The 22,929-nt window shown below is 65.7% G+C and carries 18 protein-coding genes; 11 read left to right on the plus strand and 7 right to left on the minus strand.

Annotated features, from left to right (window positions below; translation table 11 throughout):
- The first annotated feature begins 19 nt into the window (after positions 1–19).
- Positions 20–634, plus strand: a complete 615-nt coding sequence (locus tag ACODSK_RS15505; protein ID WP_489017293.1) for a TetR/AcrR family transcriptional regulator — start codon at positions 20–22, stop codon at positions 632–634.
- A 281-nt stretch (positions 635–915) separates the two neighbouring features.
- Positions 916–1,353: a carboxymuconolactone decarboxylase family protein gene (locus ACODSK_RS15510; RefSeq protein ID WP_489017295.1), complete on the plus strand. Its 438-nt coding sequence runs from the start codon at positions 916–918 to the stop codon at positions 1,351–1,353.
- Here the strand turns inward: ACODSK_RS15510 and ACODSK_RS15515 are convergent.
- The gene (locus ACODSK_RS15515; RefSeq protein WP_489017296.1) at positions 1,350–2,360 is read right to left on the minus strand and encodes an AraC family transcriptional regulator; all 1,011 of its coding nucleotides are present in this window, start codon (positions 2,358–2,360) and stop codon (positions 1,350–1,352) included. The genes ACODSK_RS15510 and ACODSK_RS15515 overlap by 4 nt on opposite strands.
- A gap of 175 nt (positions 2,361–2,535) precedes the next feature.
- On the opposite strand from ACODSK_RS15515, the gene ACODSK_RS15520 reads away from it, so the two are divergent.
- From ACODSK_RS15520 to ACODSK_RS15530, 3 genes are read left to right on the plus strand one after another with little or no spacing between them, the layout of a single operon-like run.
- A complete protein-coding gene (locus ACODSK_RS15520) occupies positions 2,536–3,720 on the plus strand; it encodes an acetyl-CoA C-acyltransferase family protein (RefSeq protein WP_489017298.1) in 1,185 nt (394 codons plus the stop codon).
- 11 nt (positions 3,721–3,731) lie between these two features.
- Positions 3,732–4,583, plus strand: coding sequence for a 3-hydroxybutyryl-CoA dehydrogenase (locus ACODSK_RS15525; RefSeq protein ID WP_489017300.1), 852 nt, complete (start codon positions 3,732–3,734; stop codon positions 4,581–4,583).
- A gap of 6 nt (positions 4,584–4,589) precedes the next feature.
- Positions 4,590–5,180 carry a TetR/AcrR family transcriptional regulator gene (locus ACODSK_RS15530; protein ID WP_489017302.1) on the plus strand — a complete coding sequence of 197 codons (591 nt, stop codon included), beginning with the start codon at positions 4,590–4,592 and terminating at the stop codon, positions 5,178–5,180.
- 241 nt (positions 5,181–5,421) lie between these two features.
- Here the strand turns inward: ACODSK_RS15530 and ACODSK_RS15535 are convergent, their stop codons facing one another.
- From ACODSK_RS15535 to ACODSK_RS15560, 6 genes are all read right to left on the minus strand, one after another.
- A complete protein-coding gene (locus ACODSK_RS15535; RefSeq protein ID WP_489017304.1) occupies positions 5,422–6,678 on the minus strand; it encodes a phospholipase effector Tle1 domain-containing protein in 1,257 nt (418 codons plus the stop codon).
- A gap of 100 nt (positions 6,679–6,778) precedes the next feature.
- The gene (locus tag ACODSK_RS15540) at positions 6,779–7,156 is read right to left on the minus strand and encodes a response regulator (RefSeq protein WP_075805717.1); all 378 of its coding nucleotides are present in this window, start codon (positions 7,154–7,156) and stop codon (positions 6,779–6,781) included.
- A 53-nt stretch (positions 7,157–7,209) separates the two neighbouring features.
- Positions 7,210–8,448 carry a hybrid sensor histidine kinase/response regulator gene (locus tag ACODSK_RS15545; RefSeq protein WP_489017305.1) on the minus strand — a complete coding sequence of 413 codons (1,239 nt, stop codon included), beginning with the start codon at positions 8,446–8,448 and terminating at the stop codon, positions 7,210–7,212.
- Positions 8,442–9,017, minus strand: a complete 576-nt coding sequence (locus ACODSK_RS15550; protein WP_489017307.1) for a chemotaxis protein CheB — start codon at positions 9,015–9,017, stop codon at positions 8,442–8,444. Before ACODSK_RS15550 ends, ACODSK_RS15545 begins: the two co-directional genes overlap by 7 nt.
- Positions 9,014–9,835 (minus strand): CheR family methyltransferase, encoded by an 822-nt coding sequence (locus tag ACODSK_RS15555; protein WP_489017309.1) that lies wholly within the window; start codon positions 9,833–9,835, stop codon positions 9,014–9,016. Before ACODSK_RS15555 ends, ACODSK_RS15550 begins: the two co-directional genes overlap by 4 nt.
- Complete coding sequence (locus ACODSK_RS15560) at positions 9,832–13,338, minus strand: response regulator (RefSeq protein WP_489017311.1); 3,507 nt, start codon at positions 13,336–13,338, stop codon at positions 9,832–9,834. Before ACODSK_RS15560 ends, ACODSK_RS15555 begins: the two co-directional genes overlap by 4 nt.
- A gap of 260 nt (positions 13,339–13,598) precedes the next feature.
- On the opposite strand from ACODSK_RS15560, the gene ACODSK_RS15565 reads away from it, so the two are divergent.
- The 6 genes from ACODSK_RS15565 (at position 13,599) to ACODSK_RS15590 (ending at position 22,908) form a co-directional block, all read left to right on the plus strand.
- The gene (locus ACODSK_RS15565; protein ID WP_489017313.1) at positions 13,599–13,964 is read left to right on the plus strand and encodes a response regulator; all 366 of its coding nucleotides are present in this window, start codon (positions 13,599–13,601) and stop codon (positions 13,962–13,964) included.
- Between the two features lie 487 nt (positions 13,965–14,451).
- A complete protein-coding gene (glgA, locus tag ACODSK_RS15570; protein WP_489017315.1) occupies positions 14,452–16,002 on the plus strand; it encodes a glycogen synthase GlgA in 1,551 nt (516 codons plus the stop codon).
- 3 nt (positions 16,003–16,005) lie between these two features.
- Positions 16,006–17,769, plus strand: a complete 1,764-nt coding sequence (gene treZ / locus ACODSK_RS15575) for a malto-oligosyltrehalose trehalohydrolase (RefSeq protein ID WP_489017316.1) — start codon at positions 16,006–16,008, stop codon at positions 17,767–17,769.
- Positions 17,766–19,832, plus strand: coding sequence for a 4-alpha-glucanotransferase (gene malQ / locus ACODSK_RS15580; RefSeq protein ID WP_489017318.1), 2,067 nt, complete (start codon positions 17,766–17,768; stop codon positions 19,830–19,832). The genes treZ and malQ overlap by 4 nt, the downstream gene beginning before the upstream one ends.
- The gene (locus tag ACODSK_RS15585; RefSeq protein WP_489017320.1) at positions 19,829–22,615 is read left to right on the plus strand and encodes a malto-oligosyltrehalose synthase; all 2,787 of its coding nucleotides are present in this window, start codon (positions 19,829–19,831) and stop codon (positions 22,613–22,615) included. Before malQ ends, ACODSK_RS15585 begins: the two co-directional genes overlap by 4 nt.
- Positions 22,616–22,617: 2 nt before the next feature.
- Positions 22,618–22,908: a DUF2934 domain-containing protein gene (locus tag ACODSK_RS15590; protein ID WP_489017322.1), complete on the plus strand. Its 291-nt coding sequence runs from the start codon at positions 22,618–22,620 to the stop codon at positions 22,906–22,908.
- The last annotated feature ends 21 nt before the right edge of the window (positions 22,909–22,929 follow it).

The raw sequence follows: 22,929 nt of genomic DNA on the forward strand, positions 1-22,929 counted from the left end.
GCCAAGCCAGGGAGCCAGCGTGAGCGGACTGCGAGAACTTCAGAAGGAAAAACGCCGCCAGGCGATTGCCGACGCGGCCATCGCGCTGTTTCAAAGCCAGGGATTCGAAGCCACCACGGTCGAGCAGATCGCCCGCGAGGCGGGGGTTTCGGCGCCGACGGTGTTCAAGTACTTCACCAGCAAGCAGGCGATCCTGCTGGAGATGATCCGCGAGGCGGACCAGCACGCCGTGCTCGACCTGCGCGGCCGCATCGGCCATTTCGACGACCCGGTGGATGCCCTGTGCCATCTGGAGGCGCTGTTGATCGGCTATTCCCTCGAAGTCCTCCCCGCCCCGCTATGGCGCGAGCTGCTGCCGCTGATCCTAAGCAACGACAGCGAGGGCCTGCCCCAGGCCTACCGGGAAATGAACGCGGCCTTGCAGGGGCAGATCGCCCATGTGCTGGAGGATCTGCAAGCCCAGGGCAAATTGCGCGCGGACCTGGATGTGCAATTGACCGCGTTTCTGCTCAATGACTACTCGCACCTGCAATTGCTCAGGCTGGTCAGCTCGGAGGAGCCGGACCGGGAGGCCCATGCGCGGCAGGTGCGGTTGACCACGCGGTTGATCTTCGAAGGGATGCGGCCTGTGTGATGTTCGTTGTGACCAAGGGCCCTATCGCTGGCAATGCCAGCTCCCACAGGTTTCTGTGTCGGGCCTGGAGCATACGGCCGGCCAAAAAACCTGTGGGAGCCGGCATTGCCGGCGATGAGGCCATCAGCCTCGACAGATCAGTCCGAAAAAATGTGTAGATACCCATGCAGTGACAGGGCCCGCCATTGGCCTCCTGATAAATCCCGGAATTGGCTATTCGGCCAGGCGTCCTCCCCCCTTAAGGTGTACTCCATCCCCTGACGCACAATGGAGCCACCGCAATGACCACCCGAATCGAATGGGCCAAACACGCCCCGGAAGCCTACAAAGCCATGGTCGGCCTGGAGCAGGCCATGGTGAAATCCGGCCTGGAACACTCGCTGCTGGAACTGATCCGCCTGCGCGCTTCGCAGATCAATGGCTGCGCCTATTGCGTGAACATGCACGCCAACGACGCGCGCCAGGCCGGCGAAACCGAAGCCCGCCTGCAAACCCTCAGCGTGTGGGCCGACACCACTTACTTCACGCCACGGGAAAAGGCCGCTCTGGCCTGGGTCGAGAGCCTGACCCGGCTGCCGGAAAAGCACGCGCCGCAACACCAGTACGAGGCACTGCTGGAGCATTTCACGGAAAACGAAGTGGTCAACCTGACCCTGGCCATCGCCACCATCAATGCCTGGAACCGCTTTGGCGTAGGCTTCGCGATGGTGCCGGCCTAACCCTGCGACACCCGCTGGCGATAGCTGCCGGGACTTTCCCCGGTCCATTTCTTGAACGCACGGTGAAACGCGCTGGGCTCCTGGAAACCGGTCTGCGCGGCGATTTCGGCGACGCTGAGGTCGCTGTCGCGCAGGCACTCGAAGGCCATGGCCCGGCGCACTTCGTCCTTGATCTGCTGGAACGAGCAGCCCTCGCGCTCCAGCTGGCGGCGGAAGCTGCTTGGACTCGCCCCCATCTCCCCCGCCAGCGCCAGCAGGGTCGGCCACTGGTCATACTCGGTCTGACGCAGATGCCGGTATACCCGCGCCGCCAGGCCGTTCTGGTTGCGCCAGCGCACCACCAGGCCCTGGGGCGCGCTACGCAGAAAGGTCTTCAGCGCCCCCAGGTCCTGTACCACCGGCAACTTCAGGTAGTCGGCGGCGAACTCCACTTCCGTGCGTCCCGCCCCCAGTTGCAGGTTCGGTCCCCACAACAGGGCGTCATCCTCCAGGCGCACGCGCGCATCGGTGAGTTCGGTGCGGTCGATGGCAATGCGTCGCCCACCCAGCCAGCACAGCAGGCTGATCACCAGCACCAACAAGGTTTCTTCGGCGAAGACACGGCGCTGCGGGTCGTCGATGCGCGAATGCACGCTGATCACCGCACGCTGGCCGCGCAGGCTCAGGGTGCCGCGCAGATCACGCAGGAACAGGCTGAAGTAGTTGAGGCATTGGCGCAGGGCCTTTTCCAGGTTGGGTTCCTGGATCAGGCCACGGCAGATCAGGGCGAAGCTGCCCAGGGGCATGCCGTGGCTGTCGAGCTGGAAGAATTCGTCATCCAGGGCCTCGATCAGGATCAACCACAACCGGGCGAACGCCGTCGCCGGCACCCGCGCGCTGCTATCGTCAAGCACCGCGGGATCGATGCCGGCTTGCAGCAACAGCGCCGCCGCCCGTTGGGGCTGGTCGCGCAAGGCGTGCAGCATGATGTGAACGAAATAGACCGCGACCGAATCGTTTTCCCGCATGGCAGTTCCGCAATCGCCGCCCATACATTGCAAAAAATGACAGGCAGGCTGGACAGTTAAGGCATAGGCCACGCCACGCCCCTTGCCTAGACTCGACGGCAATCCGGGCGTGACCGGGCGCCATTCTCGCAGAGCGGGCGGTGCCCGGTCACGCTTTCGCCTATTGGAGTGGATCATGAACGACAACGATATCTATGTAGTCAGCGCCGTGCGCTCGGCCATCGGCACCTTCGGTGGCTCGCTGAAGGACCTGCCGCTGGCCGACCTGGCCACCCAGGTCACCCGCGCCGCTATCGAACGCTCCGGCGTCGCCCCGGAAAAGATCGGCCACGTGGTGATGGGCAACGTGATCCCCACCGAGGCCCGTGACGCCTACCTGGGCCGTGTCGCCGCAATGAACGCCGGCATTCCCAAGGAAACCCCGGCATTCAACGTCAACCGCCTGTGCGGCTCCGGCCTGCAGGCCATCGTCTCCGCCGCGCAGACCCTGCAACTGGGCGAAGCCGAAGCCGTACTGGCCGCCGGTGCCGAAGCCATGAGCCGCGGCCCGTACCTGCTGACCCAGGCCCGCTGGGGCGCACGCATGGGTGACATGAAGAGCATCGACTACATGCTCGGCATCCTGCATGACCCCTTCGAAGGCTTCCACATGGGCATCACCGCGGAAAACGTCGCGGCCAAGCACGGCATCAGCCGCGAGATGCAGGACGAAGTCGCGATCACCAGCCAGCAACGCGCCGCCCGCGCCATCGCCGAAGGCCGCTTCGACAGCCAGATCGTCGCCATCGAAGTGCCCGGCCGCAAAGGCCCGGTGCAGTTCAAGGTGGACGAGCATGTGCGCGGTGAAGTCAGCAGCGAGCAACTGGCTGGCATGAAGACCGCATTCAAGAAAGACGGCAGCGTCACCGCCGGCAACGCCAGCGGCCTGAACGACGGCGCCGCCGCGCTGGTCCTGGCTACCGGGGCGATGGTCGAGCGCGAAGGCCTGAAGCCGCTGGCGCGCCTGGTGGCCTACGCCCACGCAGGCGTCGAGCCGGAACTGATGGGCCTCGGTCCGGTCCCGGCCACCCAGAAAGTCCTGGCCAAGGCCGGCATCAGTGTCGCCGACCTCGACGTGATCGAATCCAACGAAGCCTTCGCCGCCCAGGCCTGCGCTGTGTCCAAGCTGCTCGGCTTCGATCCGGAAAAGGTCAACCCCAATGGCTCCGGCATTTCCCTCGGCCACCCGGTGGGCGCCACTGGCGCGATCATCGCCACCAAGGCCATCCATGAACTGCAACGGATTCAGGGTCGTTACGCCCTGGCGACCATGTGCATCGGTGGCGGCCAGGGTATTGCCGTCCTGTTCGAACGCGCTTGAAGGATAACTACATGAGCCTGAACAACATCGCCGTGATCGGCGCCGGGACCATGGGCAACGGGATTGCCCAGGTGTGTGCGGTGGCCGGTTACCAGGTCACCCTGATCGACGTCTCCGACGCCGCGCTGGAGCGTGGCGTTGCCACCCTGCGCAAGAACCTCGACCGCCAGGTCAGCAAGCAGACCCTGGAAGCGGCCCAGGCCGAAGCCGCAGTCGAGCGTATCCGCACCAGCACCGACTATGCGGCGCTGAACGATGCCCAACTGGTCATTGAGGCCGCCACCGAAAACCTCGACCTGAAGAAACGCATTCTTCAGCAGGTTGCGGCCAACGTCAGCGAAAGCTGCGTGATCGCCACCAACACCTCGTCGCTGTCGGTGACCCAGCTGGGCGCGGCCATCAACGCGCCAGAGCGCTTTATCGGCGTGCACTTCTTCAATCCGGTGCCGATGATGGCGCTGGTCGAGGTGATCCGCGGCCTGCAGACCAGCGATGCGACCTACGCCACCGCCATGGCCCTGACCGGCCAGGTCGGCAAGACCGCCATCACCGCCGGCAACCGCCCGGGCTTCGTGGTCAACCGCATCCTGGTGCCGATGATCAACGAAGCGATCTTCGTCCTCCAGGAAGGCCTGGCCAGTGCCGAGGACATCGACACCGGCATGCGCCTGGGCTGCAACCAGCCGATCGGTCCGCTGGCCCTGGCCGACCTGATCGGCCTGGATACCCTGCTGGCGATCATCGAGGCCTTCCACGAAGGCTTCAACGACAGCAAGTACCGCCCCGCCCCGCTGCTCAAGGAGATGGTCGCGGCCGGCTACCTGGGTCGCAAGAGCGGCCGCGGCTTCCACGTCTACGGGTAAACCGCCATGCCCAAGACCTGCGCCGACTACGAAGAACGTCGCGACAAGGCCCTCGAGCTGTTCGCGCTCAAGGGCTTCGGCCAGGTCAGCATGCGCGAACTGGCGGCGCACGTGGGCCTGACCGCCGGCTCGCTGTATCACCATTTTCCGAGCAAGCAGCACCTGTTGTTCGACCTGATCGAGGAGCTGTACGAGGAGCTGCTGGCGACCCTGCACCCGGTGGGTCGTGGCAAGAACGCCTCGGCGCGACTGTCGGCGGTGATCCGCGCCCATTGGGAGCTGCATGCCGAGCGCCCGTTGCAGTTTCGCCTGGCGGAGCGCGACCTGTGCTGCCTGAGCGAAGAGCAGCAGGCGCAAATTGCCGGGATGCGCCGGGAATATGAAAACCGCCTGCTGGAGTTGATCGCCCCTGCTACCCGGCTCGCCGGGCCTGAACTGGAAGCGGCGGCGCAGGTGGTGGCGAGCATGCTCAACAGCCTGCCAGGCTGGTTGCAGAACGCCGCGATGCCCCAGGCACAGCGTTTGGCGTTGATGGAAAGCATGTTGCTGGGGGCGATCGAGCGGACGTTGCCGGTGGGGATCAGTTCGGCGGCTTGATGCTGGAACTTAGGGGCACGAGCATGGGTATCTACACATCTTTTTCGCTCTGCTGGTCTGTGCTGTTCCTGCTGGCCCTATCGCTGGCAATGCCAGCTCCCACAGGTTTCTGTTTCGGGCCTGGATCATGCGGCTGGCTCGGAACCTGTGGGAGCCGGCATTGCCGGCGATGAGGCCAGCAGCCTCGACAGATCAGTCCGAAGAAATGTGTAGATACCTATCCAGCGATGAGGCCCTCCCTTCACCCGACAATGCTGTGAACCACCCTCACCCCATCCACCGTCGGCCGATTGATGAACAGGCTGTCGAGCAACGGACTGTCGGAACTCCATGCGGCGTTCCAGTTGGCCGAACGATGGATATAGCGGCCGCGCAACAGCGCCATTTGTTCAGCCTCCAGGCCATGCCCGGCAAGCAGACTGGCCGCAATTCCCTGCAACTCCCCGGGCAGTTGCCAATCACCTGGCGCTAGCGCCACTCCCGCCGCCACGGCCCGGTCGTGCATCAATCGCAGGTACACCCGCGACAACTCCCCGCGTACCCGCCTCTGTCCGCGAATCCACACCCTCACGCGCTTTTCCCGCTGGATATCGCGCTTGGGCACGAACGGCTGGTCGACGCTCCGGCTGTCGAGCGTCACCCGCAGGCCGAGGGCCTCCCATTCCGGACGATGGCGCTCCAGGCACTGGCTCGCCAGTTGCCACGCGCGGGTCCGTTCCAGCGCCACATGGGCCAACTCGACACTGCTGAACGGCCGCTCCAGCACCAGGTTTTCCTCCACCTCGTCAGCGTGCCCGCCGCCGATATCGCAGTGATCTCCCGGCAACAGCAGGTCGTTGCCCGTGGCGACCAGCGGGAAATTCAGGCGCCGCTCGTCCGCCGCCACCAGGTGCACCACCTGTCGCGCCAGCCCGTCCGCCAGGCCCAGGCGCAGGCCGTCGAAGTCGGCGTTGGCGGCGCTGAAATTGCCCTTGAGCGGGGCGATGATGCTGGCCACGGTGTCGAACAGACCAATGAAGTTGAGGCTCAGCGCCAGATCACCACAGGCGGCCCGCAACCCGTGCAGGTCATTGGCCAGATGCCGCGCCGCCGCCGCGCCCCGGCTGAAGCCGAACAGATCGACCTCGATCGCGGCAATCGCCAGCGCCGGGTTGTGTGTCCTGAAGTCGTCGAGCAGCGCCGCCACCTGCGCCGGCACCTGGGCGACCCGTGCCGCCACGCCGCTGGCACCACGTCCGGTGGCCTGGACCAACATGGCATCAGCCTCGCCACGGGCAGTGCCGATGCCTTCGACATACAGCGCCAGCCAGGCTTGGTCGCCGGCCTCGGCAAGCTGCCGGGTATGGGGGTACAGCGCGTACAGGCGCGCCACATTGCTTGGGCTCATGGCGTAGCTGCCACTCGCGCCGGTTTCGCTGTTGTACAGGTTCATCCCGGTGCCGTCGAAGAACAGCCCCAGGTGCAGGGTAATGGATCGGGAAGAGTGTGTCGGATACATGACGGTTCCTGTGTCGTGAAAACAAGGAACCGATCGGATCACCTCGCGCCGGGGCGAGGTATAGGACGAATCACTTCAAGCTGTACGAATCCCCTGACAATCAGGCCAGCAATTCCTGGATCTGCTCGCGCAGGCTGTCCAGGTCGAAGGGCTTGGCCAGGATCGGCGCACGGAAGGCGATCGGGCTGCCGGATTCGCGGATTTCCGCCGGATAGCCACTGATGAAGATCACCTTGAGGTCCGGTCGCAGCTTGACCGCCGGCTCGGCGATATCCACCCCGGAAATGCCGCCGGGCAAGCGGAAGTCGGTGACCATCAGGTCCAGGTGCGGCTTGCTGGCGAGGATTTCGAACGCCTGGGCACCGTCTTCGGCGAGCAGGACACGGTAGCCCTCGCCCGACAGGTAATCGTTGAGGACCATACGGATAACCGGTTCGTCTTCGACGACCAGTACTACATCTTGCGCATCTACGCTCATGCCAACGCCTTGATTCGATTCATTCGGGGGATGATGACCATACGACCCCGGCCTTACACGGAGGTTGCTTCGGAGCGACCACTTTCGTTTTTCTGTCCATGCATATCGCATACCAGCGGCAGATGAACGCGGAAGGTCGCGCCCTCGCCTTCGGCGCTGTGCACGCTGATCCGCCCGCCATGGGCAAGGACGATCTGCTCGGAAATGTACAAGCCCAGGCCCAGCCCGGCGACGCTGTGACTCGAAGCCACCCGCTCGAACTGCTGGAAAATCCGCTGCTGGTTGTCCGGGCTGATGCCGATGCCCTGGTCGCGCACTTCGACGCAGGCCATGCCGTCGTCCTCCAGCACGCGCACCTGCACCGGCCGTTTGGCGCCATAGCGCAGGGCGTTGCTGAGCAGGTTGGCAACCACCTGCTCGATACGGAACTCGTCCCACACCCCTTCCAGCACACCGCAGTTCTCCACTTCGATAATCGATCCGGCGGCGGCGGCCTGGGCGGCGAAATTCTCCACCAGGCCGTTGATCAGCTGGCTCAGGTCAAAGCGCGAAGGGCTGATCGACAGCTTGCCGGTACGGATCCGCGAGACATCGAGCATGTCCTCGATCAGGCGGATCAGGCTGTTGATCTGGCGCTCGTCGCGCTCGACCATGGCGCGCATCTTGTCGAGGGTAAAGGCATCGGCGTTGTCCCGCGCCAGGTGCAACTTGCGCAACTGGGTTTCGAGGATCAGGCCGTTGAGCGGCGTGCGTACCTCGTGGGAGACGATGGACATGAAGTCGTCACGCATGCGCACCGCACGCTCCAGCTCGCCGCGGGCCACCTGCAACTGTTCGAGCAGTTGCTGCTGTTCCTGCTGGCTGCGCGCCAGGGCCTGGACCTGGCGGTCAAGGGCCTTGCGCTGGCGGTACAGCTCGACGAAGACCTTGACCTTGCTCTTCACCGCCAGGGTGTCGAGGGGCTTGTGCAGAAAGTCCACCGCGCCGCTTTCGTAGCCCTTGAAGGCGTAGTTCATCTCGCGTCCGGCGGCACTGACGAAGACGATGGGGATGTGCTTGGTCTTCTCCATGCCGCGCATCAGTTCGGCCAGCTCGAAACCGTTCATGCCGGGCATCTGCACGTCGAGAATGGCCAGGGCGAACTCATGTTCGAGCAGCAGCGACAGCGCCTGGTCGGCGGAGCCCGCCTTGAATACCGCGCGGTCGTCGCCCTTGATCAGCGCTTCGAGCGCCAGCAGGTTCTCCGGGAGATCGTCGACGATCAGCAGTTTGGCTTGGATGTGGCTCAGCATTCTTGTGATTCCAGCTTGGCGAGCAAATGCCCGATGCCATTCAAAGGGAGTATATGGTCGGGGCGATGCAGGGCCAGGGCCGCGGCCGGCATGGCCGACACCTGGGCCTGGGCCGGGTCCTGGACGATGCTCAGACCACCGTACTGGCTGATTCGTGCCAGGCCGGCGGCACCATCTTCGTTGGCGCCGGTCAGCAGCACCCCGGCCAGGTTCGCGCCATAGGCATCGGCGGCAGACTCGAAGAGGATATCGATCGACGGCCGGGAGAAATGCACACGCTCCTCCTGGCTCAGGGACAGGCTGCGATCACGCTCCACCGACAGGTGATAGCCGGGACCGGCGACATAGATGATGCCCGGCTCGATGCTTTCCTTGTCCCGCGCCTCGCGCACCGGCCGGCCCAGCTTGCGGCTGAAGACCTCGGCCAGATGACTGTCGTGGTCGTCCGGCAGGTGCAGCACGCAGATCAGCGGAATGGCGAAATCCTTCGGCAGGCAGGCCATCACCGTGAGCAAGGCACTGACCCCGCCCGCCGAGGCGCCCATGACGATCGCTTCGATGGCTTTCATAGCTTGCGGTAGATCCGTTCCGGCTTGACCAGCGCTTCGAAGCGGTTGGCATAGGCCGAGAAGTCGAGGGTTTCCTTGCTGCCCAGGACGAGGAAGCCGCGGTGGCACAAGGACTCGTGGAACAGGCCGAAGGAGCGGTCCTGCAGGCCCTTGTTGAAATAGATCAGCACATTGCGGCACGACACCAGCTGGGTCTCGGAGAACACGCTGTCGGTGGCCAGGCTGTGGTCGGCGAAGGTCACATTGTCGCGCAAGCTACCGTCGACGATGGCATTGCCATAGGCGCAGGTGTAGTAGTCGCTGAACGCACGGGTACCGCCGGCGGCGATGTAGTTGCGTTCGTAGTCGCGCATCGCCTGCATCGAATAGATGCCCTGCTTGGCCTTTTCCAGGGAATTGGGGTTGATGTCGGTGGCGTAGATGATGGTGCGTTCCAGCAGCCCTTCCTCGCGCAGCAGGATGGCCATGGAGTACACCTCCTCGCCAGTGCTGCAGCCGGCGATCCAGATCTTGATCGACGGCCAGGTCTTCAGGTGCGGCACCACCTCCCGGCGCAGGGCGAGGAAGTGGCTGGGGTCGCGAAACATCTCGCTGACCGGGATGGTCAGGTACTGCAACAGTTGCAGGAACATCCCCGGGTCGTGCAGCACCCGCTCCTGCAGGGCGCTGATCGTCGTGCAGTCGAACTGGCGCACGGCGTGCAGGATCCGGCGCTTGAGGGAAGCGCCGGAGTAGTCGCGGAAATCGTAGCTGTACTTGAGGTAGATGGCCTCGATCAGCAAGCGGATCTCGATATCGGTATTGCGTTCGCTAGTCAAATTCGCTCCAGTTGCGGCAGCCACACACGGATCAGGGAGAACAACCGGTCGAGGTCGATCGGCTTGGCCAGGTAGTCATTGGCCCCGGCCTGCAGGCAGCGTTCCTGATCGTCTTTCATTGCCTTGGCGGTAACGGCGATGATCGGCAGCTTGCGCCAGCGCGGATCCTTGCGGATCAGGCGGGTCGCTTCGTAGCCGTCCATTTCCGGCATCATCACGTCCATCAGCACCAGGTCGATATCACCGCCCTGCTCCAGGCGCTCGATGGATTCGCGGCCGTTGCGCGCGATCTCCACCAGGGCGCCCTTGTGTTCCAGGGCGCTGGTGAGGGCGAAGATATTGCGCACATCGTCGTCCACCAGCAGGATCCTGCGCCCTTCGAACACCTTGTCGCGGCTGCGCGCGGTGCGCAGCATGCGTTGCCTTTCATGGGACAGCGTCGATTCGACTTTGTGCAGGAACAAGGTCACTTCATCGAGCAGGCGCTCTGGCGAGCGGGCGCCCTTGATGATGATCGAGCGCGAATACTTGAGCAGTTCGGCCTCTTCGTCGCGGCTGAGGTTGCGCCCGGTGTAGACGATTACCGGCGGGAAGGACTGGATCTCGTCCACGGTCATGCGCTTGAGCAGCTCGTTGCCGGGCATGTCGGGCAGCTTGAAGTCGATCACCATGCAGTCGTAGACCGTGTCGCGCAGCAGCGCCAGGGCTTCCTGGGCAGTGCCTACCGCGGTGATCTGCACGTCGTCGTCGCCGATCAGGCGAGCGATGCTCTCGCGCTGCAGGTCGTCGTCTTCCACCAGCAGGATGTGCTTGAGCTTCTGGGTCAGCTTGTCTTCGAGGCGGGCGAAGACGGTCTTCAGTTCCTCGCGGCTGGTCGGCTTGACCACATAGCCCACCGCGCCCATGTGCAGGGCGGTTTCGATACGGTCCTCGACCGAGATCACATGCACCGGGATATGCCGGGTCGCGGCCTGCTCCTTGAGGCGCTGCAGCACCGTCAGGCCGGAATGGTCGGGCAGGCGCATATCGAGCAGGATGGCGTCCGGCACGAAGCGCTCGGCCAGCTCGAACCCATCGTCGGCGGCATGCGCCACCAGGCAGTTGTAACCCAGCTCATGGGCCAGGTCGAAGAGGATGCGGGCGAAGTTCGGCTCGTCCTCGATCACCAGGATGCAGCGCTTGGCGAACGGTGCCTTGTGCCGGTCGTCCTCGAACGCCAGGCGCCGCACCGGGCCTTCCGCCAGCGGCACGCTGGGCACCTCGACCACCGGCGGCGCCAGGGTTTGCGGCAGCGGCTGCGGATGGCTGAGGGTCGACGGCCGCAACTGGTCGACGATCGGCTCGTAGCGTTCAGGCAAGGTCAGGCTGAACACACTGCCCTGCCCTGGCGTGCTCTGCACCTGGATTTCACCGCCGAGCAGGCGCGCCAGGTCGCGGGAGATCGACAGGCCCAGGCCGGTGCCGCCATAGCGGCGGTTGGTGGTGCCGTCGGCCTGGTGGAAGGCTTCGAAGATCGCCTGCTGCTGGTCGGCGGCAATGCCTATGCCGCTGTCCTGCACATGGAACACGATACCGCCCCCCTCCTGCGCGGCCAGGGTCAGGCTGACCTGGCCCTGCTCGGTGAACTTCAGCGCGTTGGACAGCAGGTTCTTGAGGATCTGCTCCAGGCGCTGGCGGTCGGTGTACAGGGTCGCCGGCACCTGCGGCTCGACCTGCACCGTGAAGTTCAGCCCCTTGTCTGCGGCCAGCGGTTCGAACATGCCGCGCAGGCCGTCGGCCAGGCGCGCGACCTGGGTGGTTTCGGCACGCACATCGAGCTTGCCGGCCTCGACCTTGGCGATGTCGAGGATGTCGTTGATCAGGTTGAGCAGATCGTTGCCGGCGGAATAGATCGATTCGGCGAACTTGACCTGCTCGTCGCTGAGGTTGTCCTGCGGGTTCTCGGCCAGCAGCTTGGCCAGGATCAGCGAGCTGTTCAGCGGCGTGCGCAGCTCGTGGGACATGTTGGCAAGGAATTCGGACTTGTACTTGCTGGAGCGCTGCAGTTCCTCGGCACGCTGCTGCAACTGCACCTGGGCTTCGTTGAGCTCGGTGTTCTTGATGTCCAGGGCATCGCGCTGCGCTGCCATCGCATCGGTGCGCTCGGCCAGTTGCTCGTTGGTCTGCTCCAGCTCGGCACGCTGGGTTTCCAGGTGGGCCTGGGACTCCTTGAGCACCCGCGACTGTTCTTCCAGCTCCTCGTTGGCGGTTTTCAGTTCTTCCTGCTGGACCTGCAGCTCTTCGTTGAGCTGCTGGGTCTGCGCCAGCACTTCCTGCAGGCGCTGGCGGTAGCGCGCGCTTTCGATCGAGGTGCCGAGGTTGCCGGCAACCCGCTCCAGCAATTCGCCGTCGCGCGGGTTCAGCGGACGCAGGAAGCCCAGCTCGATCACCCCGTTGATCTGCCCGTCGTTGGTCGCCGGCATCAACATCACGCTGCGCGGCAACCCCTCGCCGAGTCCGGAACTGACCTTGAAATAGTCCTCCGGCACTTCGTCCAGGGTCAGCAGGCGGTTCTGCGCCAGGGCCTGGCCGACCAGCCCTTCGTTGGGCGCGATGACCTGGTCGAGAGCGTCCTGCTCGCGGGAAAAGCCATAGCTGGCGACCCGGTGCAGGTTGTCGTGCTCGTCGCGCACATACAGCGCAGCGACCACGCTGCCCAGATAGTTGGAGAAAAACTGCAGGATGTTATGGCCCAGGGTCGGCAGGGTCTGCTGGCCCAGTACCCGCTCGGCCAGCTGGCTCTGCCCGGCGCGGATCCAGCCCTGCTGCTCCAGGCGCTCCGCGGCACGCTGCTGGGCCTCGATGTTGTCCTGGTAGCTGCGCGACAGGTTGATCAGGTCACGTCGCCCGACCCAGGCCAGCAGGCCGCTGATGACCACGATGAACAGCAGGTACAACGAGATCGACACCCAGGTGGTGGTGCTCACCTGTTCGTTGCGCTTGGCCCGCAACTGCTGTTCGAGGGCGACGAAGTCCTCGTATTCCTTGCGGATCTGGTCGGTCAGGCGCTTGCCGCGGCCGGCCTCGATATCGGAACGGTAATCGCCGCCGCTACGGCGCAACTCGACCATTTCCTTGCCGAAAGCGTTCCACTCGGCCTGCAGGGCGTCCAGTCGGGCCAGGCGGTCGAGCTGGGTGGGGTTGTCCGCCACCAGCTCGCGCAGGGTCTGCATCTGCGCGGCGATACGTGGCCGGGCCAGTTCGTAGGGGTCGAGGAAATGTTCCTCGCCGGTCAACAGGTAACCGCGCATCCCGGTTTCCTTGTCGATGGACAGCTTCAGCGATTCGTTGGCGTTGTTGATCACCCGGTCGGTGTGGCCGACCCACTGGATCACCGACAGCAGGTAAGCGATTACCGCGATGAACACCACGGCACTCAGCAGCCCCACTCCCAGGGGCAGGCTGATATTGCGCACCAGCAGCTTCGAGAAGCGCTGCTGGTCGATAGGATTTGACTGATTCATCTGTTGGTCCATGCGGCAGAGTGTGGCGTTTGTTTTTTTGGCCTTGAGGCCAGGATCATGCTGCCTGGCCGGCACTGTTGTCCCAGTCTATCCGTCTTCACGGGTGCTGACAGGGCATAAAGCCAGTATTTGAGGCATGACGTACGGATTCGTTCCGTGCATTATCGCGGCCCGCTATGCTCTACCGACGTCGATGCCGGGAACTTCCGGCGGTGCATTGCTTACAGAGTCAGTAACATTCATTGCCGCAGGAGTCACCCATGCCCGCCACCGCCCCGCTTCTGGTCGTCGAAGACGACAACATCGTGCGCATGCTGATGGTCGATGTTCTTCAGGAACTGGGATACGAGGTCACGGAAGCCGAAAACGCGGAACAGGCCCTGGTGCAACTGGAAGATCCGCAACAGCATTTTTCCCTGATGCTCACCGATGTCGGCCTGCCCGACCTCGACGGCCAGGAGCTGGCCCGCCGCGCCCGCGACCTGCGCCCGCTGCTGCCGATCCTGTTCGCCAGCGGCTACGGCCACACGCTGCAGGTGCCCGAGGGCATGCATATGATCAGCAAGCCGTTCGGCATCGATCAGTTGCGCGACAAGATGAAGGCGATCCTGGGGTCTGTGCCGTAGCGGATGACCTCATCGCCGGCAACGCCGGCTCCCACAGAATGGGCGGAGCACGCGATACCTGTGCAGGCCCTTGTGGGAGCCGGCGTTGCCGGCGATGAGGCCCGACCAAACGACATCATTGCCCCTGCAGACCTCCTCCCCCTCCTGTCTTCATTCTGAAATGTGACCAACGGGTCACTCCTTATTCCTGCCGTCTCCTACACTCAGAAATCCTGCCCGGAATCCAAACCCAAGCATCAAGCGAAATAGTTTGAACCTTGGGTGAAATCGGCCGGTCAGGAATTCAAGTAGGTCATCGATTCCGGCATTCCCGGACGCGACCCACCCATCCCTACACTTCGTCACCTCGTCAACGGCAGGAGCGCCGGTTGGCGCAGCGCTTGCACGGATGGCAGGGACGCAACACCGCTCGCAGAGAACAGAGAGAAAAGATCAAGGCATCGAATTCGGGTGAATCGCCCAAAAGCACAAGGGATGGAGAGAAGTAATGATCAGTGCCACTGTCGAACCGCATTTCAATCCAGACAACAGCGCCCCCGTGGGCAGTGACATCGTCGCGACCGGTCGTGGTTTCGTCGGCGATAACAGACAGAACCGGCACAAACGCAAAGTCTTGTTCGTCACCTCGGAAATCGCCGACCTGGTCAAGACCGGCGGCCTCGGCGACGTCTCCGCCGCCCTGCCGCGGGCCCTGCGCCACCTGCACGATGTCCGCGTGCTGATCCCCGGCTACCCGCAAGTGATGGACAGCGACTACCCGATCCATGTGGTCGGTGCCCTCGGCGGCCATGCCGCCCTGCCCCCCTGCCAGATCGGCCGCATGGACCTGCCCGACGGCCTGGTGATCTACGTGCTGATCTGCCCCGAGCTGTACCAGCGCGAAGGTACCCCCTACGGCGCAAACAACGGCCGCGACTGGCCCGACAACCATATCCGCTTCGCCCGCCTGGGCCTGGCCGCCGCGGAGATCGCCGCCGGCGAAGGCATGGTCCACTGGACCCCGGAACTGATCCACGCCCACGACTGGCCTGCCGGCCTGGCCCCGGCGTACATGCACTGGCGCGGCCTGAGCACGCCGACCCTGTTCACCATCCACAACCTCGCCTACCAGGGCGTGGTCAGCCTGGCCTGCTGCCCGGAACTGGCGATCCCCGAGCACGCCCTGCAACAGGAAGGCATGGAGTTCTACGGCAAGCTGTCGTTCCTCAAGGCCGGCCTGGCCTACTCCAGCCATATCACCACGGTCAGCGCCACCTACGCCCGGGAGATCACCACCCCGGCGTTCGGCTGCGGCCTCGACGGCTTCCTCGCCAGCAAGGCCCAGCAAGGCCTGCTCAGCGGCATCCCGAACGGCATCGATGAAAGCTGGAACTCGGCCACCGACAGCTACCTGGAACATCATTTCGGCCTTAACGACTGGGAGGGCAAGGCCGCCAACGCCAGCGCAGTGCGCGAGCTGTTCGGCCTGGAACCGTCCAGCGGCCCGCTGTTCGCCGTGGTCTCGCGGCTGGTCTATCAGAAGGGCCTGGACCTGACCCTGGGGGTGGCCGAGTACATCGTCAAGCAAGGCGGGCAGATCGCAGTGATCGGCCGCGGCGAGCCGGAAGAGGAACAGGCCATGCGCGAGCTGGCCCTGCGCTTCCCCGGCCGGGTGGGCGTGCGCATCGGCTTCAACGAGACCGACGCGCGGCGCATGTTCGCCGGCAGCGACTTCCTGCTGATGCCTTCGCGCTACGAGCCCTGCGGCCTGAGCCAGATGTACGCGCAGCGCTTCGGCTCGTTGCCGGTGGCGCGCAACACCGGTGGCCTGGCCGACACCATCGAGAATGGCGTCACCGGCTTCCTCTTCGACGAGTCCACCGTGGACAGCTACCGCGAGGCCCTGAGCCGCGCCTTCTATGTGTTCGACAAGAAGCCGCTGCTCAACGCCATGCGCTGCCTGTCCATGACCCAACCCTTCAACTGGTGCCAGGCGGTGGAACCCTACGCCCGGCTTTACGAGGAACTGGTCGTCCGCGCCACTAGCCAGCGGGGCTGATCGATGACAGCACTGCCCCTGCGCTTCAGCCACGGAGCGCTGGTCGTCGACGGCCAGCGCACGCGGTTTTCCCTGTGGGCGCCTGATGCCCACACTGTCGAACTCGAACTGGACGGTGCCACTTTCGCCATGGCCCCTGAGGCCGATGGCTGGTTCCGTCTCAACCGGCGCTGCCCGCTCGGCGCGCTGTACCGCTATCGCATCGACGGCGAGCTGTCGGTGCCCGACCCGGCCTCGCGTTTCCAGCCCGAGGGTGTACACGGCCCGAGCCAGGTGGTGGCGCCGCATCGCTATCCGTGGCGCAACCACGATTGGCGCGGCCGGCCCTGGACCGAGGCGGTGATCCTGGAGCTGCATGTCGGCCTGCTCGGCGGCTACGCCGGGGTCATGGCCGAGCTGCCGCGCCTGGCCGAACTGGGTATCACTGCCATCGAGCTGATGCCCATCCAGCAGTTCCCCGGTGACCGCAACTGGGGCTACGACGGCGTCCTGCCGTTCGCCCCGCAACACAGCTATGGCACGCCGGAGCAGTTGCAGGCATTGATCGACCGGGCCCACGACCTGGGCCTGATGGTGCTGCTCGATGTGGTCTACAACCACTTCGGCCCGGACGGCAATTACCTGCACCGCTACGCCGAGCACTTCTTCCGCAAGGATCGTCAGACCCCGTGGGGCGCGGCCATCGACTTCCGCCGCCAGGAAGTGCGGGACTTCTTCATCGAAAATGCCCTGATGTGGCTCAGCGACTACCGCTTCGACGGCCTGCGCCTGGATGCGGTGCATGCCATCGACGATCCGGACTTTCTTCGTGCACTGTCCCGCGCCGTGCGCCAGCACTGCGGGGACGAGCGCCATTGCTGGCTGGTGCTGGAGAACGAAGCCAACCAGGCCAGCCTGCTGGAACAGGCTTTCGACGGGCAGTGGAACGACGACGGCCACAACACCCTGCACGTCATGCTCACTGGCGAGCAGGAAGGCTACTACGCCGACTTCCAGCAACCGGCGGCGCGCCTGGCCCGCTGCCTGGGCGAGGGCTTCGTCTACCAGGGCGAGACCTGCCACCACGGCACGCCCCGGGGCGAGCCCAGCGCGCACCTGCCGCCGAGCGCCTTCGTGCTGTTCCTGCAAAACCACGACCAGACCGGCAACCGCGCCCTCGGCGAGCGGCTCTCGACCCTGTGCCCGCCCCAGGCGCTGCGCGCGGCCACCACCCTGTTGCTGCTGTCGCCGATGATCCCGCTGTTGTTCATGGGCGACGAATGGGGCAGCGAGACGCCGTTCCTGTTCTTCACCGATCACCACGACGAACTGGCCGATGCCGTGCGCGAAGGCCGCCGCGCCGAATTCAAGGGCTTCGCCGCCTTCGCCGATGTCGAACAGCGCGAGCGAATCCCCGATCCCAACGCCCGGCAGACCTTCCTTGACTCGCGCCCCCGGCGCAATGCCGCGAGCGTCGAGTGGGAAAGCCTCTACCGCGACCTGCTGACCCTGCGTCGCCAGCACATCGTCCCGCACCTGGGCGGAACCCGCGCCCTCGGCGCCGAGGTGATCGGCGAACAGGCAGTCAGCGCACGCTGGCGACTGGGCGACGGCAGCGAACTGCGCATCGACCTCAACCTCGGCCCGTCGACGGTGCAGGTGCACTGGCCGGACGGTCATCAACCACTGTTCAACTGCACCGAAGCAGTGCAACAACCCGGCACGCTGCCCCCGTACAGCGCCGTGGTCAGCCTCAACCCTCTCTCCGCAGCGGAGCCTGCCCCATGAGTGACCTGCATTTGCACCATCTGGCCCGACGCGCTGGCGTCGCCGTGGACTGGATCGACGCCAACGGCCGTGCACAACAGGTCAGCGAGACCAACCTGCGCCGCATCCTCGGCGCCCTTGGCCATCCCGCCGAGAATGCCGAGAACATCGCCAGCAGCCTGGCCGCCCTGGAAGAAGCGGAGGACGAACAGCACCTGCCACCGCTGCTGACCGTGGATATCGACGCCGCCCTCGACCTGTCGCGCTGGTTCGACGGCGGCAGCCTGGTTCACGCCGTCCTCGAAGACGGCAGCGAGCAGGCCCTGCGCCTGGACCCGCGCGGCCATCTGGCCGGCGGCCTGCCCATTGGCTATCACCGCCTGGGCATCAACGGCCAGGGCTTTACCGTCGCCGTGGCACCGCTGCGCTGCTTTACCCTGGCCGACGCGCAACACCAGGCCACGCCCCGCGCCTGGGGCATCGCCGCCCAGCTCTACAGCCTGCGTCGCCCCGGCGATGGCGGTTTCGGCGACTGCCAGGCCCTCGAAGCCCTGGCCCGCAACGCCGCCGAACGCGGTGCCGATGCCCTGGCGATCAGCCCGACCCACGCGATGTTCGCCAACAACAGCCACACCTTCAGCCCCTACTCGCCGTCCAGCCGGCTGTTCTTCAACGCTCTCTACGCCAGCCCGGAACTGCTCCTCGGCGAACGGGTGGTACGGGTAGCCAAGGACAGCCTCGACCAGCCCTTCGACGAGCTGGAACAACTGCCATTGATCGACTGGCCGCACGCAGCGGCGGCCAAGCAGAAACTGCTGCGCGCCCTGTACCGTGACTTCAGCCGCGGCGAGCATCCGCTGCGCGAGGACTTCGACAGCTTCCGCAAGGCCGGCGGCCACGCCCTCGAAGACCATTGCCGCTACGAAGCCCTGCTCGATGCCGCTGCCAGCCGCGGCGTCAGCGCCGACTGGCGCAACTGGTACGACGGCTGGCGCGACCCGGGCAGCCTCGAAGTCGCGCAGTTCGCCGACAACTACCCGGCGGCCATCGAGTACTACGTGTTCTGCCAATGGCTGGTGACCCGTGGCCTGCAACGGGTGCAACAGGCCGCCCGGGGCCAGGGCATGGCGGTGGGCCTGATCGCCGACCTCGCGGTCGGTGCCGATGGCGCCGGCAGCCAGGCCTGGAGCCGCCAGGACGAACTGCTCGCCGACGTGCATGTCGGCGCACCACCGGACATCCTCAACCGCGCCGGACAGAACTGGGGCATCAGCGCCTTCTCGCCCCAGGGCCTGAAACGCAACGGCTTCCGCGCCTTCATCGAAATGCTCCGGGCCAACCTGGCCCATGCCGGCGGCCTGCGCATCGACCATGTGATGGGCCTGTACCGCCTGTGGCTGATCCCCGCCGGCGCCAGCGCACCCGACGGCGCCTACCTGCACTACCCGCTGGACGACCTGCTGCGCCTGCTGTGCCTGGAATCGGTGCGGCACCGGGCGATCATCCTCGGCGAAGACCTCGGCACCGTGCCCGGCGGCCTGCGGGAAAAACTCGCGGCGCGGGGCATCCTCGGCATGCGCGTGCTGCTGTTCGAGCAGGACCCGCCGGGGCATTTCAAGCCGATCCTCGACTGGCCGGACAACGCCCTGGCCACCACCAGCACCCACGACCTGCCGCCCCTGGCCGGTTGGCTGGCGGCGCGGGACATCGACTGGAACCAGCGCCTGGGCCTGATCGACGCCATCACCGAACGGGACTGGCGCGACACCCGTCAACACGAAATCAAGGGACTGCGCCACTTGCTGGAAAGCAACTATCACCAACCGCTGGACACTGCCGATGCCGTGCTCGACGCCAGCGTGCGCCTGCTCGGCCATACCCGCGCGCCGCTGGTGCTGCTGCCGCTGGAAGACCTGCTCGGGGTCGACGAGCAGCCCAACCTGCCCGGCACCGTCGACGGCCATCCCAACTGGCAGCGCCGTTTCGCCGCCCCGGCCCGCGAACTGCTCGACGACGTGGACGCCGCGCGGCGCCTCGAACTGCTGGCGCAAGCCCGCGAACAAGCCGGGGAGCGCGACCGATGAAAACCATGACCGCAACCCTGCGCCTGCAATTCCACGCCGGTTTCACCCTCGACGACGCCGTGCCGCTGGTGCCCTACTTCGCTCGCCTGGGCATCAGCCATGTGTACGCCTCGCCGCTGCTGGAGGCGCGCCCCGGCTCGATGCACGGCTACGATGTGGTCGACCCGACCCGGGTCAACCCCGAACTGGGCGGCGAAGCCGCACTGGAACGTCTGGTCGCCGCACTGCGCCAGCATGGCATGGGCCTTCTGCTGGATATCGTCTCCAACCATATGGCCGTCGGCGGCGAGCACAACCACTGGTGGCAGGACCTGTTGGCCTGGGGCCGACGCAGCCGCTACGCGGAATTCTTCGATATCCAGTGGCACTCGCCGGACCCGCTGCTGCGCGGCCAACTGCTGCTGCCCTTCCTCGCCGACGACTACGGCAAGGTCCTGCTGGACGGCGCCGCGCCGCTGCGCTTCGATGCTGACAGCGGGCATTTCCTGATCCATCACCACGACCACCGCTTCCCCATCAGCCCGCCGGACTATGCGCTGATCCTGGCCGGCAGCCAGTTGGCCGAGCTGCGCGAACTGGCCGGGCGCCTGGCCGCCTGCGCCAGCGCCGACGAGGCCGAGCCGCTGCTGCGCGTACTCGCCAGCCTGGCCTGCCATGCCCAGCACGCGGTGGACATCGAGCGTCTGCTCGAAGGCTTCAACGGGCGCACGCCTGAAGGTTTCGAGCGCCTGCACGGGCTGCTGGAGCGCCAGCACTACCGCCTGGCCAGCTGGCGCACGGCGGCGGACGACATCAACTGGCGGCGCTTCTTCGACGTCAACGAGCTGGGCGGCCTGCGGGTGGAAAAGCCAGCGGTGTTCGAAGCCACCCATGGCAAGGTGTTCGAACTGATCGGCCGTGGCCTGGTGGACGGCCTGCGCATCGACCATATCGACGGCCTCGCCGACCCGCGCGGCTACTGCCGCAAGCTGCGCCGGCGGACCACCGCCCTGCTCGCCGAACGCCCGCTGGACGCCGCGCTGGAACACCTGCCGATCTATGTCGAGAAGATCCTCGGCGCCGGCGAAAGCCTGCATCAGGACTGGCAGGTGGACGGCACCACCGGCTACGAATTCATGAACCAGGTGTCCTTGCTGCAGCACGACCCGGCCGGCGAAGCGGAATTGACCGCGCTATGGCATGAGCTCAGCGAGCGCCCGGCCTTTGCCGAGGAAGTCCGCCAGGCCCGCCAGCTGGTCCTGCAAGGCACCCTGGCCGGGGATTTCGAATCGGTGGCCCAGGCCCTGTTGCAGGTGGCACGCAACGATGTGATGAGCCGCGACCTGACCCTCGGCGCGATCCGCCGGGCCTTGCAGGCGCTGGTCGAGCACTACCCGGTGTACCGCACCTATATCAATGCCTGCGGGCGGCCGACGGCAGACGAAGGCTTCTTCCAGCAGGCCCTGGAACAGGCCCGCAGCAGCCTGGGTGATGCCGACGCCAATGTGCTCGATTTCCTGCAACGTTCGCTGGGCGGCCAACCCTGGCGCAGCGTGCCGGCGGGCCGGGCGCGCAAGCAACTGCGCCACGCCTGCGTGCGCTTCCAGCAACTGACCTCGCCGACCGCGGCCAAGGCCGTGGAAGACACCGCCTTCTACCGCTCGGCGGTGCTGCTGTCGCGCAACGACGTCGGCTTCGATGCCGAGCGTTTCAGCGCCCCGCCCGAGGTCTTCCATGCCCAGTGCCAGGCGCGCCTGGCGAGCTTTCCGGACAACCTGCTGGCCACCGCCACCCACGACCACAAGCGTGGCGAGGACCTGCGCGCGCGCCTGGCAGTGATCAGCGAGCGTCCCGAGTGGTTCGCCCATCGGGTCGAGCATTGGCGTGAGCTGGCCGCGCCACTGCGCCAGGACCAGGAAGACGGCCCGGCCCCCTGCGCCGGTGATGAACTGATGCTCTACCAGACCCTGCTCGGCAGTTGGCCGCTGGACCTCGATGCCGACGACAGCTTCGGCCTGCGCAGCTACGCCGAACGCCTGCGCCAATGGCAGGTCAAGGCGCTGCGCGAAGCCAAGTTGCGCAGCAGCTGGAGCGCTGCCAACGAGGCCTACGAACAGGCCTGCGCGAACTTCCTCGACGGCCTGCTGCTGGATGAGCAATGCCAGCAACTGCGCCACTCCATCGCCGAGGCGGCCCTCGCCCTGGCCTGCCCCGGGGCGCTGAACAGCCTGGTGCAGACCCTGCTGCGCATGACCGTGCCGGGCATCCCCGACCTGTACCAGGGCGCCGAGTTCTGGGACTTCAGCCTGGTCGACCCGGACAACCGCCGCCCGGTGGATTTCGCTGCCCGCCGCCAGGCCCTGGCGGATCAGCCGGCCAACGCCGAACTGCTCGGCCACTGGCGCGACGGCCGGGTCAAGCAGGCCCTGGTCAGCCAGGTGCTGGAGCGCCGCCAGCGCTTCCCCGAGCTGTTCCTGCGCGGCGACTATTTACCCCTGCAAGTGCTCGGCAAGCACGCCGAGCGAGTCCTCGCCTTCGCCCGTGTCCACGACGACCAGCATGCCGTGGTCATCGTGCCGCGGCTGGCCGCGGGCGTGGTTGGCGGCCAGGCACAACCGCTGATCCCGGCACAGAACTGGGACGATACGCGGGTGCTGTTGCCGTTCGACCTGTCCACTGCCAACTGCTCGGGACTTTTCGAACAGCGCGCAGTCACACACAACAGAGAGCTGTGGCTGAACAGCGCGCTGCAAGACTTTCCCGTGAATCTCTTTATCGATCGCATCGAGTCATCAGGAGCCTAGCCATGAGTGTCGAGGAAAAACGCATACGCGAATTCGCATACCAGATCTGGGAGTCGGAAGGTAAACCCGAAGGCCAGGAGTCGCGTCACTGGGACATGGCGCGCAAGCTCGCCGAGGCAGAAGCCCTGGCGCCGCCCGCCAAGTCCAGCAAGTCGCCGGCGGCGGCGAAAAAACCCAAGGCCGTCGCCAAGCCCAAGGCCGAGCCGGCCGCAGCACCGGCCAGCAAGCCTGCGCCAGCCAAGCCGGCCGTGGCGAAAAAGCCCCGCGCGCCGAAGAAACCCGCCCCGCTGTAAACGCCGGGCACCACCAGCTAC

It is taken from the genome of Pseudomonas sp. FG98 (assembly GCF_057808595.1).